At 71.0% G+C, this 15,159-nt stretch carries 13 protein-coding genes; 5 read left to right on the plus strand and 8 right to left on the minus strand.

The features are described from left to right. Positions 1-17: 17 nt before the first annotated feature. The 3 genes from phoH2 to IE295_RS29735 all read left to right on the plus strand — a co-directional run bounded on the left by phoH2 (position 18) and on the right by IE295_RS29735 (position 3,947). Positions 18-1,340 carry an RNA 5'-3' helicase PhoH2 gene (phoH2, locus tag IE295_RS29725; RefSeq protein ID WP_190066868.1) on the plus strand — a complete coding sequence of 441 codons (1,323 nt, stop codon included), beginning with the start codon at positions 18-20 and terminating at the stop codon, positions 1,338-1,340. A 405-nt stretch (positions 1,341-1,745) separates the two neighbouring features. Then, positions 1,746-2,462, plus strand: coding sequence for an aggregation-promoting factor C-terminal-like domain-containing protein (locus IE295_RS29730; RefSeq protein ID WP_505016471.1), 717 nt, complete (start codon positions 1,746-1,748; stop codon positions 2,460-2,462). Positions 2,463-2,591: 129 nt separating this feature from the next. Further along, a complete protein-coding gene (locus IE295_RS29735; RefSeq protein WP_190066870.1) occupies positions 2,592-3,947 on the plus strand; it encodes an AI-2E family transporter in 1,356 nt (451 codons plus the stop codon). Between the two features lie 70 nt (positions 3,948-4,017). Here IE295_RS29735 and IE295_RS29740 read toward each other — a convergent pair whose 3' ends face one another. Next, a complete protein-coding gene (locus IE295_RS29740) occupies positions 4,018-4,551 on the minus strand; it encodes an alkyl hydroperoxide reductase (RefSeq protein ID WP_190066871.1) in 534 nt (177 codons plus the stop codon). Between the two features lie 11 nt (positions 4,552-4,562). Further along, positions 4,563-5,117: a peroxiredoxin gene (locus IE295_RS29745; RefSeq protein WP_190066872.1), complete on the minus strand. Its 555-nt coding sequence runs from the start codon at positions 5,115-5,117 to the stop codon at positions 4,563-4,565. A 186-nt stretch (positions 5,118-5,303) separates the two neighbouring features. Between IE295_RS29745 and IE295_RS29750 the strand changes: the two genes are divergently transcribed. Then, positions 5,304-6,272: a LysR substrate-binding domain-containing protein gene (locus tag IE295_RS29750; RefSeq protein WP_190066917.1), complete on the plus strand. Its 969-nt coding sequence runs from the start codon at positions 5,304-5,306 to the stop codon at positions 6,270-6,272. A gap of 7 nt (positions 6,273-6,279) precedes the next feature. Here the strand turns inward: IE295_RS29750 and IE295_RS29755 are convergent, their stop codons facing one another. The 5 genes from IE295_RS29755 to IE295_RS29775 form a co-directional block, all read right to left on the minus strand. Then, positions 6,280-8,601, minus strand: coding sequence for an FtsX-like permease family protein (locus IE295_RS29755; protein ID WP_190066873.1), 2,322 nt, complete (start codon positions 8,599-8,601; stop codon positions 6,280-6,282). Further along, the gene (locus IE295_RS29760; protein WP_190066874.1) at positions 8,598-9,284 is read right to left on the minus strand and encodes an ABC transporter ATP-binding protein; all 687 of its coding nucleotides are present in this window, start codon (positions 9,282-9,284) and stop codon (positions 8,598-8,600) included. The genes IE295_RS29755 and IE295_RS29760 overlap by 4 nt, the downstream gene beginning before the upstream one ends. Further along, positions 9,281-9,805, minus strand: coding sequence for a PadR family transcriptional regulator (locus tag IE295_RS29765; protein WP_190066875.1), 525 nt, complete (start codon positions 9,803-9,805; stop codon positions 9,281-9,283). Before IE295_RS29765 ends, IE295_RS29760 begins: the two co-directional genes overlap by 4 nt. A 63-nt stretch (positions 9,806-9,868) precedes the next feature. Further along, positions 9,869-10,150 carry a type II toxin-antitoxin system antitoxin gene (locus IE295_RS29770; protein WP_190066876.1) on the minus strand — a complete coding sequence of 94 codons (282 nt, stop codon included), beginning with the start codon at positions 10,148-10,150 and terminating at the stop codon, positions 9,869-9,871. Further along, positions 10,147-11,082 carry an SPFH domain-containing protein gene (locus IE295_RS29775; protein ID WP_190066877.1) on the minus strand — a complete coding sequence of 312 codons (936 nt, stop codon included), beginning with the start codon at positions 11,080-11,082 and terminating at the stop codon, positions 10,147-10,149. Before IE295_RS29775 ends, IE295_RS29770 begins: the two co-directional genes overlap by 4 nt. 239 nt (positions 11,083-11,321) lie before the next feature. On the opposite strand from IE295_RS29775, the gene IE295_RS29780 reads away from it, so the two are divergent. Continuing rightward, on the plus strand, positions 11,322-13,610 hold the full coding sequence (locus IE295_RS29780) for a transglycosylase domain-containing protein (RefSeq protein ID WP_190066878.1): 2,289 nt from the start codon (positions 11,322-11,324) through the stop codon (positions 13,608-13,610). Between the two features lie 70 nt (positions 13,611-13,680). Here the strand turns inward: IE295_RS29780 and IE295_RS29785 are convergent, their stop codons facing one another. Beyond that, entirely contained in the window at positions 13,681-15,144 is a 1,464-nt protein-coding gene (locus IE295_RS29785; protein ID WP_190066879.1) for a catalase, read from the minus strand. Positions 15,145-15,159: the final 15 nt, after the last annotated feature.

The raw sequence follows: 15,159 nt of genomic DNA on the forward strand, positions 1-15,159 counted from the left end.
AGGGGGTTCGTCCACCCGTGGTGACCAGCAAGAAGCGCCGTGATGGCGACCGGCGCACCTATGTTCTCGACACCAGCGTCCTGCTGGCCGACCCAGGAGCCATGTCCCGCTTCGACGAGCACGAGGTCGTGCTCCCCGTCGTGGTGGTCACGGAGTTGGAGGCCAAGAGGCACCATCCGGAGCTCGGCTACTTCGCCCGCAAGGCCCTGCGCCTGCTGGACGACTACCGGATGCGGCACGGCCGGCTGGATTCGCCGATCCCCATCGGCGAGCTCGGCGGCACGCTCAGGGTCGAGCTCAACCACACGGATCCGGGCATACTGCCCGCCGGCTACCGCCTCGGCGACAACGACTCGCGCATCCTCGCGGTCGCCCGCAACCTCCAGGCCGAGGGGTACGACGTCACCGTCGTCTCCAAGGACCTGCCGCTGCGCATCAAGGCGTCGTCCGTGGGGCTGCTGGCCGAGGAGTACCGCGCCGAGCTGGCGATCACCGACTCCGGCTGGACGGGGATGGCGGAGCTGACCGTCACCGCCGAGCAGGTCGACGAACTCTTCGCCGACGAGCGCGCGTACGTGCCCGAGGCCGCCGAACTGCCGGTGCACACCGGCCTGGTGCTGCTGTCCGAGCGCGGCAAGGCGCTGGGCAGGGTGACGGCCGACGGCTCGGTGCGGCTGGTGCGCGGCGACCGGGAGGCGTTCGGCATCCACGGGCGCAGCGCGGAGCAGCGCGTGGCGCTGGACCTGCTGCTCGACCCGGAGATCGGGATCGTCTCGATGGGCGGCCGGGCGGGTACGGGCAAGTCGGCGCTGGCGCTGTGCGCCGGGCTGGAGGCCGTGCTGGAGCGGCGGCAGCACCGCAAGGTGATGGTCTTCCGCCCGCTGTACGCGGTCGGCGGGCAGGAGTTGGGCTATCTGCCGGGCAGCGAGGCGGAGAAGATGAGCCCGTGGGCCCAGGCGGTCTTCGACACGCTGTCGGCCGTGACGACCTCCGAGGTCATCGAGGAGGTGGTGGGGCGCGGGATGCTGGAGGTGCTGCCGCTCACCCACATCCGGGGCCGTTCGCTGCACGACGCGTTCGTGATCGTGGACGAGGCGCAGTCGCTGGAACGCAACGTCCTGCTCACCGTGCTCTCCCGGATCGGCGCCAACTCGCGTGTGGTGCTCACCCATGACGTGGCACAGCGGGACAATCTGCGCGTCGGGCGGTACGACGGTGTGGTGGCGGTGGTGGAGAAGCTGAAGGGGCACCCCCTCTTCTCACATGTCACGCTCACGCGTTCCGAACGTTCGCCGATCGCGGCGCTGGTGACCGAAATGCTGGAGGACGGCCGGATCTGAGGGGATGTGCAACCCGGGGGCGCGCGGCGGGCGGAGGAGCCTAGCCGCGCGCTGTCGTGTCGCGCCGCAGTTTCCGCGAAACCGCAGGAGTAAACGGCGTGTGAGCTTTCACACGTAACCAAGAATTGCCTCGGAGCGTGCCGTTCAGGCAGAGTCTGGGTCCTGTCAGGCCCCGCGTACGGCACTTGGGCCCCTCCGGGGGCGATGCGGAACCGATAACTGAACAGCGTCGCCGTACGCCGCCCGAGCACTTTGCGGACCTCCTCATGCGGGAGGGCCCACCGGGTCAGTGCCTCCAGTGACCAGACGGTCCCGATTCCGGCGGCCGTCCTAGCGGAGGTCAGCGCCAGGGGCACGATTGCGTCCGCAAGGTCACCTATGCGGGCGATGCTGGAAGGAAATCGTGTGAGCCGGATTTCGGTCCGGGGATTCGCCGTGGCTTCTGCCACCGCGGTCACCACCGTTGGCGCCGTTGTCGGCGTCGCCGCAGGCCATGAGCAGGGCACGACCGACCGGGTCGAGGCCACCGCGGCCGACGCGACGATCCTCGCGGACATCCCCGCCGGACATAACGTCCGGGTGCAGACTGCATCCCTCACGCAGCAGGCGGACACGCAGGCCGACGCCGCGGACACCGCGGCGAAGAAGGACGCCGAGGAGTCCGCGCGCAAGCAGGCCGCCGAGGACGCCACCGCGAAGAAGGAAGCCGCGGAGGAAGAGGCCAAGAAGAAGGAGGCCGAGGAGAAGGCCAAGGAGCGCGAGAAGGACGACGACGTCAGCAGTCGTTCCGCCACGCGCGACGCCTCGGACTTCGCGGTCAAGGGCTCGTACTCCGTCTCCGAGGTCCAGGCCATGGCCCGGCAGATGGTCCCCTCGGACCAGTTCCAGTGCTTCAGCAACATCGTGAACAACGAGAGCACCTGGGACTACACGGCGACGAACCCCTCGTCCGGCGCGTACGGCCTCGTCCAGGCGCTGCCCGGCACCAAGATGTCGTCCGCCGGTGCCGACTGGCGCACCAACCCGGCCACCCAGATCAAGTGGGGCCTGAGCTACATGAACGAGCGGTACGGCAGCCCCTGTGGCGCCTGGTCGTTCTGGCAGGCCAACCAGTGGTACTAGGCACCACTGCCTGACCGGCACTTTTCTCCCCGAAGCCCCCGGCCCGCAGCGGCCGGGGGCTTCGGCGTGCCGGGGGAGAGGTAACGTCAGCACGGATGGCCACGGGGGAGTGGGGGTAGAGGAAGAGAAATGTCCAGATTGCCACGATGGGTGGGTGGCCTGGGGGCAGGGCTCACACGGCTCGCGGAGCGGCTCGAGAGCCACAAGGCCGCCGTCGGGCCCGCACCCGCGCCCACGCCCGAGCCCGTACCCACGCCGTCCTCCGTCCATGCGTCCGATCCGGCCGCCCAGCCGGCGGCGGAGCCCGAGCACGTCCCGCCGCCGCCCGCCTACGCGCCCGCCGTGGCGGCACGTCAGGACCCGGTCGCCGCCGTCCCGTGGGGCGTGCGGGTCGCGGCCGAGGTGAGCTGGCGGCTGCTGGTGCTGGCCGGAACGCTGTGGGTGCTGATGCGCGTCATCAGCGCCGTGCGGCTGGTCGTGCTGGCCTTCGTCGCCGGCCTGCTGATCACCGCGCTGCTGCAGCCGACCGTGGCCCTGCTCAGGCGGCGCGGCGTGCCGCGCGGGCTGGCCACCGCCATGACCTTCATCTCCGGCTTCGTCGTCATGGGGCTGGTCGGGTGGTTCGTGGTCTGGCAGGTGACCGAGAACCTCGACGACCTGTCCCGGCAGGTGCAGCACGGCATCTCCGAGCTCAAGCGCTGGCTGCTCACCAGCCCCTTCCACGTCACCGAGAGCCAGATCAACAACATCGCCGACAAGCTCAGCGAGGCGATCGGCACCAACACCAAGGACATCACCACAGCCGGCATAGAGGGCGTCCAGGTCATCATCGAGGTGCTGACGGGCATCCTGCTCGCGATGTTCTCGACGCTCTTCCTGCTCTACGACGGCCCCCGGATCTGGCAGTGGCTGCTGAAGCTGGTGCCGTCCGGGGCCCGCGAGGGCGTGGCGGGCGCGGGCCCGCGCGCGTGGGCGACGCTGACGGCCTATGTGCGCGGCACGGTGATAGTGGCCCTCATCGACGCGATCTTCATCGGCATAGGGCTGTTCTTCCTCGAAGTGCCGATGTATGTGCCGCTGGCCGTGTTCATCTTCCTCTTCGCCTTCATCCCGCTGGTGGGTGCGGTCGTCTCCGGCGCCCTGGCGGTCGTCGTGGCGCTGGTCACCCGTGACGTCTTCACGGCGATGATGGTGCTGCTGGTGGTGCTGGCGGTGCAGCAGATCGAGGGCCATGTCCTCCAGCCCTTCATCCTCGGCCGCGCCGTGCGGGTCCACCCGCTGGCCGTCGTCCTCTCCGTCGCCGCCGGCTCGATGATCGCCGGCATCGGCGGCGCGGTGGTCGCGGTCCCGCTGGTGGCGGTGACCAACACGGTGGTCGGCTACCTCCGCGCGTACGCCAAGGAGCAGGCGGCCCGGGCGGTGCTCGAGGTCTCGCCCGGGGAGACGGCGGCCGTGAAGGCGCCGCCGCCGTCCCCTCCGGCATGACGCGCGGCGCATGACGAAAAGGGCCCCGACCTCCAAGGAGGTCGGGGCCCGTTTCGTCGTACGAGGCGGATCAGCCGTTCAGCACGGCCTCGGCGTCCAGGGTGGCGCCGACGGCCTGCAGGACGGAGGCGATCTTGAACGCCTCCTGGATCGTCTCGCGGTCCACACCGGCCTTGCGGAGCACCTGCTCGTGCGAGTCGAGGCACATCCCGCAGCCGTTGATGGCCGAGACGGCCAGCGACCACAGCTCGAAGTCGACCTTCTCCACGCCCGGGTTGCCGATGACGTTCATCCGCAGGCCCGCGCGCAGGTTGCCGTACTCCGGGTCCGACAGCAGGTGCCGGGTGCGGTAGTAGACGTTGTTCATCGCCATGATGGCGGCGGCGGCCTTGGCGGCCGTGTACGCCTCGGGCGACAGGTTGGCCTTGGCCTCCGGCTCCAGCTCGCGCAGGACGATCGCCGAACGGCTCGCGATCGCGCAGGCCAGGACGGTGCCCCACAGCTGCTGCTGCGGCAGGTTGGAGTTGCCGATGACCGAGCCGAGGTTCAGCTTCAGGTCCTTGGCGTAGTCCGGTATGGCGGACTTCAGCTCATCGAGGGCCATGGGGAATCAGCTCACTCGCCCGCGAGGAGCTTGACCGCGTCGAGGGTCTCCTCGCCCTTGGTCCAGTTGCAGGGGCACAGCTCGTCCGTCTGCAGGGCGTCGAGGACCCGCAGGACCTCCTTGGGGTTACGGCCGACGGAGCCGGCGGTCACCATGGCGAACTGGATCTCGTTGTTCGGGTCCACGATGAAGACGGCGCGCTGGGCGTAGCCGTCCTCGCCCTCGACGCCGCAGGCCTGCATCAGCTCGTGCTTGGCGTCGGCCAGCATCGGGAAGGGCAGGTCGCGCAGGTCCTTGTGGTCCTTGCGCCAGGCGTGGTGGACGAACTCGGAGTCGCCGGAGACACCGAGGATCTGGGCGTCACGGTCGGCGAACTCGTCGTTCAGCTGACCGAACGCGGCGATCTCGGTCGGGCAGACGAAGGTGAAGTCCTTGGGCCAGAAGAAGACGACGCGCCACTTGCCCTCGTAGGACTTGTGGTCGATCTGCTTGAAGGCCTTGTCCGCGTCGAGGTCCACACAGGCGGTCAGGTCGTACTGGGGGAACTGGTCACCGACAGTGAGCACGCGCTCTCCTTGCAACTGAGGAAACCCCTGTTCACAAGGTTTCCTGCGGGTTGGACGTCCACCACAGTGCCACAGGAGGCATTGATAGCGGAAATAGCTAGACTGGGTGGTGTTGATCGGAGGTGGTTATCAGTGACGTCGTCCATAGCCCAGGGGCAGCCGGAACCGGGACCGGAGCGGGCCGCAGTGGCCCGGCCCGGGGCGGGAAGGGTCCCGTCGGCACGGCCCCGCCAGCCCAGCCTCGCCCAGCTGCGCGCCTTCGTCGCCGTGGCGGAGCACCTGCACTTCCGCGACGCGGCCACGGCCATCGGGATGAGCCAGCCCGCGCTCTCCAGCGCCGTCGCGGCGCTCGAGGAGTCCCTCGGCATCCAGCTCCTCGAGCGTACGACGAGAAAGGTGCTGCTCTCGCCCGCGGGGGAGCGGCTCGCCGCGCGCGCCTGCACCGTCCTGGACGCCGTCTCGGACTTCATGGAGGAGGCCGAGGCGGCCCGCGCGCCCTTCACCGGCGTGCTGCGGCTCGGCGTCATCCCCACGGTGGCGCCCTACCTGCTGCCCATTGTCCTGCGCCTGGTCCACGACGCCTACCCGGCCCTCGACCTGCAGGTCCACGAGGAACAGACCTCCTCGCTGCTGGACGGCCTCACCCACGGCCGCCTCGACCTGCTGCTGCTCGCCGTGCCGCTGGGCGCCCCCGGCATCACCGAAATCCCGCTCTTCGACGAGGACTTCGTGCTCGTCACGCCCTGCGACCACTGGCTGGCCGGGCGCGGCGACATCCCGCGCGAGGCGCTGCGCGAGCTGGACCTGCTGCTCCTCGACGAGGGGCACTGCCTGCGCGACCAGGCGCTCGACATCTGCCGGGAGGCCGGGCGCGCCGAGGGCGCGGCGATGACGACGAGCGCCGCCGGGCTCTCCACGCTGGTGCAGCTCGTCGGCGGCGGGCTGGGCGTCACCCTGCTGCCGCGCACCGCCCTGCGCGTCGAGACCGGCCGCAGCGACCGGCTCGCCACCGGCGACTTCGCCGAGCCGGCCCCCTCGCGGCGCATCGCGCTGGCGATGCGCAGCGGAGCGGCGCGCCAGGGCGAGTTCGAGGAGTTCGCGGCCGCGCTGCGCGGTGAGCTGGCGCGGCTGCCGGTGCGGATCGTGGAGAAGTGACGTACGGCTACTCCGCCCGCAGCCCGTCCGGGCGGGTCAGCCGCCACAGCGCCGGCAGCGCGGCCGCCGTGATCAGTGCGACGACGCCCAGGCCCCAGCCCACGACGGGCAGGAAGGCGAACCAGTCGCGCACCGGCCTCGAGACCACCCGCAGCATCGCCCAGCCCAGGGCGAGGCCTCCCGTGACGGCGAGCGTCATGCCCAGCAGCACCGGGATCGCCGTCTGCCAGACCACCGACCACGCCACGGTGGAGGTGCGCGTGCCGAAGGCGGACAGCGTGGCCAGCACTCGTTTGCGTTCGCGCAGTTGCTCGTACGTGGCCAGCGTCAGGCTCGCGGCGATCAGGGCGAGCGTCAGGGCGGCGCCCGCCGGCAGGGCGCGCAGCAGCGGCCAGTAGTCGGTGGTCTCCTCCGGCGGGCGTTGGCCCGTGTCGACGACGTCGACCCTGGGGCCGGTCCGCGCCGCGGCGTTGCGGAGGTACTCGAGCGCTTCCGGGGTGGTGGGGTCGAGGCGGAGCGTCACGACGGCCGAGGCGGCCCGCAGTCGGTGGGTGTCGAGGGCGCCGGGGGTGGCCAGCACGCCGTCGACGCCGGTCCTGCGGAAGGCGTCATCCCGTACGGGTTCCGGAGCGGCGGGCGCCGAGTCCGGCACCTTCCAGGGAAGCCACTTCTCATCGACCCCTTGCAACTGCAACTCCATGCCGGGGCGGGCGAACCGGCCGACGAAGACGTCCCCGTCCCGGCAGGGGCCGATGCCGGCGAGGTCGCGCAGCGAGGCGCAGTCGGCGACGGAGACCGGCACGATGCCGCCCCTGCCGCCCCTGCCGTCGCGGAAGGCGTCGAAGGTGACGCGTCCGGCCGCCTTGCGGACCCCCGCGGTGCCGGCCAGCCGCTCGGTGAGGGACCCGGCGTCGCCGCCCCGGGGGAGCGGCACCGTCGCGGTCACCACCTTTCCGCGGCCGTCCTCCTCGACGAGGGGGAAGGAGACGTTCGTTCCGGCCAGCAGCAGCTGCAGGGAGATCGCCCCCGCCACGGCGACGATGATCCCGCTGACCGCCCGCGACGCCGGGCCGCCGTCCAACTGCAGGCGGCGCACGGCCAGTTGCCAGGACGGCGGGCCGCCGCGCAGGCGCGCGACGAACGCGCCCACCAGCCAGGGCAGCAGGGCCGTGACACCGGCCAGCATCAGGGCCGAGCCGATCGCGACCTGGTAGCCGAAGAGCCAGCCGCCGTAGAGCCCGGGAGCCTTGCCGTCCACCGGGATCAGCAGGGCCAGGCCCACCGCCGGGAGCAGCAGCCGCCACCACAGCCTGCGCGGCCGGCGCGCCGTTTCACGGACCACGCCCAGGGGCTCGATCGCGACGTCGCGCAGTGCGAACAGCGACACCAGCACGGCCGCGACCGGCACCGCGAGCGCGATGCCCACGGCCGCGGTGACGCCCGGCGCGACGTCGGAGGGGAAGACGCCGACGCGATGGTCCCTGACCCACGGCGCGAACCCCCGGACGGCGAAGAACAGCCCCGTCCCCACGACCAGCCCCAGCAGCGAGCCGCTCAGGGCCTCACCGGCCGCCACCCGCCGCGTCATGCGGCTGTCCGCCCCCACCAGCCGGAGCGCGGCCAGCCTCAGGTCCCGGCGCTCGCCGCCGAACCGCACGGCCGTGGCGATCAGGACGGCGACCGACATCAGCACGACGGCGCAGGCCATGGCGGCCAGCAGCCGCAGCTCGGTCCGCATGGGGTGCGGCTCGTGGACGCGGGCGAAGTCGTCGACGCGCACCGCCCCCTGCCTGGACCGGGAGTCGGGGTCGCCGGGGACGAGATGGCCGGCGCCCGCGTAGTAGACGAGCTCGTCGGGGCCCAGGAGGCCCGCGCGGCCGATGGTTCCCGTGATGCGGTACGGGAGCCGCTCGCGCAGCAGCTCGCCCTCGCCGGAGCGCAGCAGGGCGGCCAGGGCGGGGGAGACCGTCATCTCGCCGGGACGGGGGAACTCCGCCACGCCGGGCGGCTTGGGGGCCCGGGGCCCCTCGGGCAGCAGCAGGCTGCCCGTGATGTCCCGGCCGCGGTACTCGGTGCCGGCGTCCTGGACCAGCAGGGTCGCCGGCCCCGGCCGCGTGAGCTGACCGTCGAGGGAGACGTCCCGTGCCGCGGCGCGCCTCTCCCGGGCCTCGAGGGCCTGTGGCACCGACGCCATGACCAGCAATAACGCCACCCCGATGCCGACGCCCGCCGCCGTCAGCGCCGTGCGCAGCCAGCCCTCGCGGCCGCCGGTGACGGCGCAGCGGGCGCCCATGGCCAGGTCGCGCGCCCACGCACGGGGGCCGCTCATATCGCTCCCGCCATGTCGTTCGCGCGGCCGTCGCGCATGACGACCTCGCGGTCGGAGTAGGCGGCGACGCGCACGTCGTGGGTGACCAGGACGACGGCCGCGTGGGCCTTGCGCGCGGCGTCCGACAGCAGGTCCATCACGAGCTCGCCGTTGAGCGAGTCGAGCGCGCCCGTCGGCTCGTCGGCGAAGATCACCCGGGGGTTGGTCACCAGCGCCCGCGCGACCGCGACGCGCTGCTGCTGGCCGCCGGAGAGCTCCCCGGGACGCCGGGTGCGTACGTCCTCCACCTTCAGCCGCTCCAGCCACTCCAGGGCGCGGGCCTCGGCCGCCCGGCGCCGGACGCCGGACAGCCGCAGCGGCAGTGCGACGTTCTCGAGGCAGGTCAGCTCCGGTACGAGCCGGCCGAACTGGAACACGAAGCCGAAGTCGGTGCGGCGCAGCGCGCTGCGCTCGGCGTCCGACATGCCGGTCAGGTCCTGCCCGTCGTAGCCGACGAAGCCCGCGTCGGGGCGCACGATGCCGGCCAGGCAGTGCAGCAGCGTCGACTTCCCGGAGCCGGACGGGCCCATGAGGGCCACCACCTCGCCGGGGTGGACGGAGAACTCGGCGCCGTCCAGGGCGGTGGTCGGCCCGTAGGCCTTGCGCAGGCCGGTGCCCGCGAGGAGTGAGCCCGCGGGCGTCACGACCCCACCGACTTCGCCAGCTGACCCAGCCGGGCGGCGGCCAGTTCCAGCCACCGCAGGTCGGCCTCCAGGTGGAAGAGCGCGTGGTCGCAGATGAGCTGGTCGGCGAGGTCGCCGCCGCGCTTGCGCTCGGTGAGCCCGCGCATCAGCCGCAGGTGGGCGGCGCGCTGCCCGTCCAGCAGCCGGGCCGCGTCACGGCCGGTCAGCAGGGCGAGGACGACCTTGGTGTAGAGCGTGGACTGCAGGTACGGCTCGGGCTTCTCGGGCTGCGCCAGCCAGCGCTCGACGTCCGTGACGCCGGCGTCGGTGATGGCGTACCGCTTGCGGTCGGGGCCGCCGCCCTGCTCGATGCCCTCGACCTCGACCAGCCCATTCTTCAGCAGCCGCGACATCGTCGAGTAGACCTGCCCGTAGTGCAGGGGGCGGTCCTGGCCGAACCGTTCGTCGAACGCGCGCTTGAGGTCGTAGCCGTGCCGCGGACCGGCCTCGAGGAGGCCGAGCAGCGTGTGTCCGATTGACATGAGCAGGACTGTACACCGCGTCTATACACAGGATGTATAGACGCGGTGTACAGCCGACTGGCTCTATGAGGTTCCCGGCTCGGCTTCCGCCTCCTGTACGGCATCCCGCCCGGCTTCCTGCTCGGCCTTCGACGGCCGGCCCCGCCGGCGCATGGCCGCCGCCTGACGGGGCATCCGCCCGGCGTCGGTCAGGGCCTTGCGCAGCAGGAACTCGATCTGCGCGTTGGCGCTGCGCAGCTCGTCGTTCGCCCAGCGGGTCAGTGCGTCGTGGACGAGCGGGTCGAGCCGCAGCAGTACCTGTTTGCGCTGCTGCGGCCGTCCACCGCGGGGGGCGTCGTCCGTCACTGGTAGAGGGAGCCGGTGTTCAGGACGGGCTGGGCGGCCCGGTCACCGCACAGCACCACCATCAGATTGCTCACCATGGCCGCCTTCCGCTCCTCGTCCAGTTCGACGATGCCCTGCTCGTTGATGCGCTCCAGGGCCTGCTCGACCATGCCCACCGCGCCCTCGACGATCAGTTTGCGCGCGGCGACCACCGCTCCGGCCTGCTGGCGCTGCAGCATGGCCGAGGCGATCTCGGGGGCGTAGGCCAGGTGGGTGAAGCGCGACTCGATGATGCGCACGCCGGCGGTCTCGACCCGGGCGTGGAGCTCGACGGCGAGCTTCTCGGTGATCTCCTCGGCGTTGCCGCGCAGTGAGAGGGCGTCCTCGTCGTGCGCGTCATAGGGGTACTCGATGGCGATGTGCCGCACGGCCGCCTCGGTCTGGGTGGCGACGAACTCCTGGAAGTCCTCCACCGCGAACATCGCCTGCGCGGTGTCCTCGACCTCCCACACCACGACGGCGGCCAGCTCGATGGGGTTGCCGTAGGCGTCGTTGACCTTCAGTACGGCCGTCTCGTGGTTGCGGACCCGGGTCGAGATCTCCTCGCGGCTGGTGAAGGGGTTCACCCAGCGCAGGCCCTCGGTGCGGATCGTGCCGCGGTAGCGCCCGAAGAGCTGGACGACCTTGGCCTGGCCGGGGGCGACCGTGTTCAGCCCGCTCATGGCGGTGATCGCGGCGAGGGCGACGAGGATTCCGGCGGCGACGAGCGCGGCCGTCACCCCGCCCGCGACGTGCGAGCTGGTGACGACTCCCGCCGCCACCAGGCCCGCCCCGGCGACCAGGCCCACCAGGCCCATCAGCAGGGCGAGGCCGCCGCCGATGTCGTTGGCGGGCAGTTCCCGCACGCGTGGCTTGGGCGTGGTCGGCGGGTTCTCGGTGGTGGTCGTGGACATGGTGGGCCCCCGTTTCGCTCGACGCGCGGCGGTCCTCCGCACGTTCTCGGCTGTCTATCAAAGTGATAGCACATTATCGCCCTGTACGGTTTCCCCGCACTACGCCGCACCCGGTTCCCGCCAACCGGGGTGCTGTATGTCACGTCCGTTATTGCCGTGATCGATGGGCGTTTGATGGCAGTTGCGGTGTTAGCTTCGTGAGCTGGGTTGGGGGCGGACGGACTGGAGCTACGGGAGAGATGGGCCGAGCGCAAGCGCGACAGGCGCAGAACGAGGGCAGTCGCCCCGCAAAGGGTGGCAACAAGCCCAAGAAGAAGGGCATACGCCGGTTCTTCACCTGGAAGAAGCTGCTGGCCTACTTCATAGCCGTGATCGCCCTCGGGGTGGGCGCGTTCTACGCGCTGTACCTCTCCGTGGACGTGCCGAAGGGGAACTCTGCGGCCAAGCTGCAGAGCAACGTCTACAAGTCGAGCGACGGCAAGACCATCGCCCGCATCGGCGAGGTCAACCGCGAGGAAGTGCCGCTGGCGAAGGTGCCGGAGGTCGTCCAGCACGCGGTGGTCGCCGCCGAGAACAAGAACTTCTACACCGACCCGGGCGTCGACCTGAAGGGCACCGCCCGCGGCATCTTCAACACGGTCATAGGCCGTGGCAAGCAGGGTGGTTCGACCATCACCCAGCAGTACGTCAAGAACTATTACCTGGACCAGAGTCAGACCGTCACCCGCAAGGTGAAGGAGCTGATCATCTCGTTGAAGGTCCAGGACGAGAAGGACAAGAACGAGATCCTCGAGGGCTACCTCAACACGAGCTACTACGGCCGGGGCGCCTACGGCATCCAGGCCGCGGCGCGGGCGTACTACAACAAGGACGTCGACAAGCTCAGCCTCGAGGAGGGCGCCTACCTGGCCGCCCTGCTGCAGGCCCCGAGCCAGTACGAGTTCGGCCCCTCGTCCACCGAGGCGGGCAAGGCCAACGCCAAGGCCCGCTGGGGCTACGTCCTCGACAAGATGGTCGAGCAGAACTGGCTCAAGGCCGACGAGCGCCGGGGCATGACGTTCAAGGAGCCGGGCAAGCCCAAGGCCTCCGCCGGACTGAAGGGCCAGAACGGCTACCTCGTCGAGGCCGCCAAGAAGGAGATCATCCGGGACCTGATGAAGGAGGGCGACGGCCGCAGCGCCAAGGACGCCGAGCAGGCCTTCGCGGCCGGCGGCTGGACCATCACGCTGAGCATCGACTCCAAGAAGCAGCAGGCCATGGAGAAGGCGATCAAGACCAGGCTGCTCGACGACCTCCAGCCCAGCGCCCGTGAGGTCGACAAGCACGTGCAGGCCGGCGCGGTCTCGGTGGACCCGAAGACCGGCAAGATCGTGGCCCTGTACGGCGGCTCGGACTTCGCCACGCACCAGATCAGCAACGCGACCCGCGCGGACTACCAGCCCGCGTCGACGTTCAAGCCGCTGATCCTGGCCTCGGCGCTGGAGAACGACTCCAAGACCCAGGACCGGCAGCCGATCAACCCCTCCACGACCTACGACGGCACCACCCGCCGTCCGGTCCAGGGCAGCACCATCCCCTACGCCCCGCCGAACGAGGACGACGTCAGCTACGGCCCGGTGTCGGTCCAGAAGGCGATGAACGACTCGATCAACTCGGTCTTCGCGCAGATGGTCGTCGACGTCGGCATGGGCAAGGTCAAGAAGACCGCCGTCGACCTGGGCATGAAGAGCGACTTCGACGAGACCCCGGCCATGGCGCTGGGCTCCATGGGCGCCAGCCCGCTGGAGATGGCCGGCGTCTACGCCACGCTGGACAACCACGGCAAGAAGGTCACCCCGAGCATCATCAAGTCGGCGACCCTGCGCGGCCAGGAGTTCAAGCTCCCGGCCGCCATCGGCGACCGCGTCGTCGAGCGCAACACCGCCGACGGCCTGACCTCCGTCATGACCGGCGTGGTCGACGACGGTACGGCCAGCGTCGTGGCCAACCCCGCGTACCAGGTGGCCGGCAAGACCGGTACCTCCGATGACAACAAGTCGGCCTGGTTCGCCGGTTACACCCCGGGCCTGGTCACCACCGTGGCCATGTTCGGTGAGGGCCAGGGCGGCACGCAGGTCACCCTGCAGGGCACCGGCGGCGGCGGCCGCGTCAACGGTGGCTCGTACCCGGCCCGGATCTGGGCCGAGTACACCTCGTCCGTCTACGGCGACGGCGACGACGACAAGACCAAGTTCGACCTCGAGACCGACAGCGGCTTCACCGCGGTGCAGGGCCCGGCGCCCACCGCCTCGGGCAAGCCGTCCGCCCCGGCCTCGCCGTCCCCCTCGGCCACGCCGTCGAAGAGCACGCAGTCGCCCTCGTCGACCCCCTCGAGGTCCGCCTCGGACAAGCCCTCGGGCAAGCCGTCGGGCAGGCCGACGAACAAGCCCACGCCGCCGGTCCCGACCACTCCCACGGTCCCCACGGGCGGCTCGAGCGACGGTGCCCGGCCCAACGGCGGCCGGGAGACCCAGGTCCCGCCGCAGTAGCCCCGTGCGACGCCGAACCGGCCGCCGTCCCCCGCGAGGGGACGGCGGCCGGTCCGCGTTCCGGGGCCGCTCAGCCGCCGTTGACCTTGGCGGCGATCCGGTCGCCCAGCGCCTTGTCGATGGCACGCCAGTACTGCAGCGCCCGCTCCAGGACCGGCTCGCTCACGCCCGCCGACAGGTGGCCGGCCACGTTGGAGGCCAGCCGCTCGCGCGCGGCGTCGTCGAGGACCTGGCGGACCATCGTGCCGGCCTGGCCCCAGTCGTCGTCCTCGCGGTGGAGCCGGTAGGCCTCGCGGACCATCTCGCCCGACGCCGCCCAGCCCGCGATCTCGCCGAAGCGGTGGGTGTCGGCGGCGGGCCCGCCGTAGGAGTTGGGCGCGTACGGCCGGGCCACGCGGGCGGGCTCGTGGCGCATGGGGCCGTCCTTGGCGTACGAGGCCACCGGGGAGTGCGGCCGGTTGGGCGGGAGCTGCTGGTAGTTGGGGCCGATGCGGTAGCGGTGGGTGTCGGGGTAGGAGAAGAGCCGCCCCAGCAGCATCTTGTCCGGGGAGGGGCCGATGCCGGGCACCATGCTGGAGGGCTCGAAGGCCGCCTGCTCGATGTGGACGAAGTGGTCCTCGGGGTTGCGGTCGAGCGTCATCCGCCCGACCTCGATCAGCGGATGGTCGGCGTGCGGCCACACCTTGGTGAGGTCGAAGGGGTTGAAGCGGTAGTCCGCCGCCTCGTCGAAGGGCATGACCTGGACGTACATCGTCCAGGAGGGGGCGTCGCCGCCCTCGATCGCCTCGTACAGGTCGCGGCGGTGCCGGTCCGCGTCGTGCCCGGCCAGCTCGTCCGCCTCGGCCTGGGTGAGGAACTCGATGCCCTGGTCGGTCGTGAAGTGGTACTTGATCCAGAACTTCTCGCCGGCCTCGTTGACCCACATGAAGGTGTGCGAGCCGTAGCCGTTCATGTGCCGCCACGTCTTCGGTATGCCCCGGTCGCCCATCAGCCAGGTGACCATGTGCGCGGACTCCGGGGAGAGCGTCCAGAAGTCCCACTGCATGTCGTTGTTGCGCAGCCCGGTGCGCGGGTGGCGCTTCTGCGAGCGGATGAAGTCCTGGAACTTCTGCGGGTCGCGCACGAAGAAGACGGGGGTGTTGTTCCCGACCAGGTCGTAATTCCCGTGCCGCGTGTAGAACTTGAGGGCGAAGCCGCGCGGGTCCCGCCAGGTGTCCGGCGATCCCAGCTCGCCGGCGACCGTCGAGAAGCGGGCCAGCATCTCCGTGCGCCGGCCGGGCTGGAAGAGGTCGGCCTTGGTGTAGCGGCTGACGTCGTTCGTGACCTCGAAGTACCCGTAGGCGCCACCGCCCTTGGCGTGGACCACGCGCTCGGGAACCCGTTCGCGGTTGAACTGGGCCATCTTCTCGATCAGGTAGTGGTCCTGGAGCAGGATGGGCCCGGTGTCGCCGATGGTGAGCGAGTGCTCGTCGCTCTCCACCGGGATGCCGGCGTTGTTCGTGGTGTACGGAACGCTCTGCGCCGAATCGGTCATGGGACGCCTCCCGGA

Source organism: Streptomyces griseocarneus, assembly GCF_014655595.1.
Taxonomy (GTDB): domain Bacteria; phylum Actinomycetota; class Actinomycetes; order Streptomycetales; family Streptomycetaceae; genus Streptomyces; species Streptomyces griseocarneus.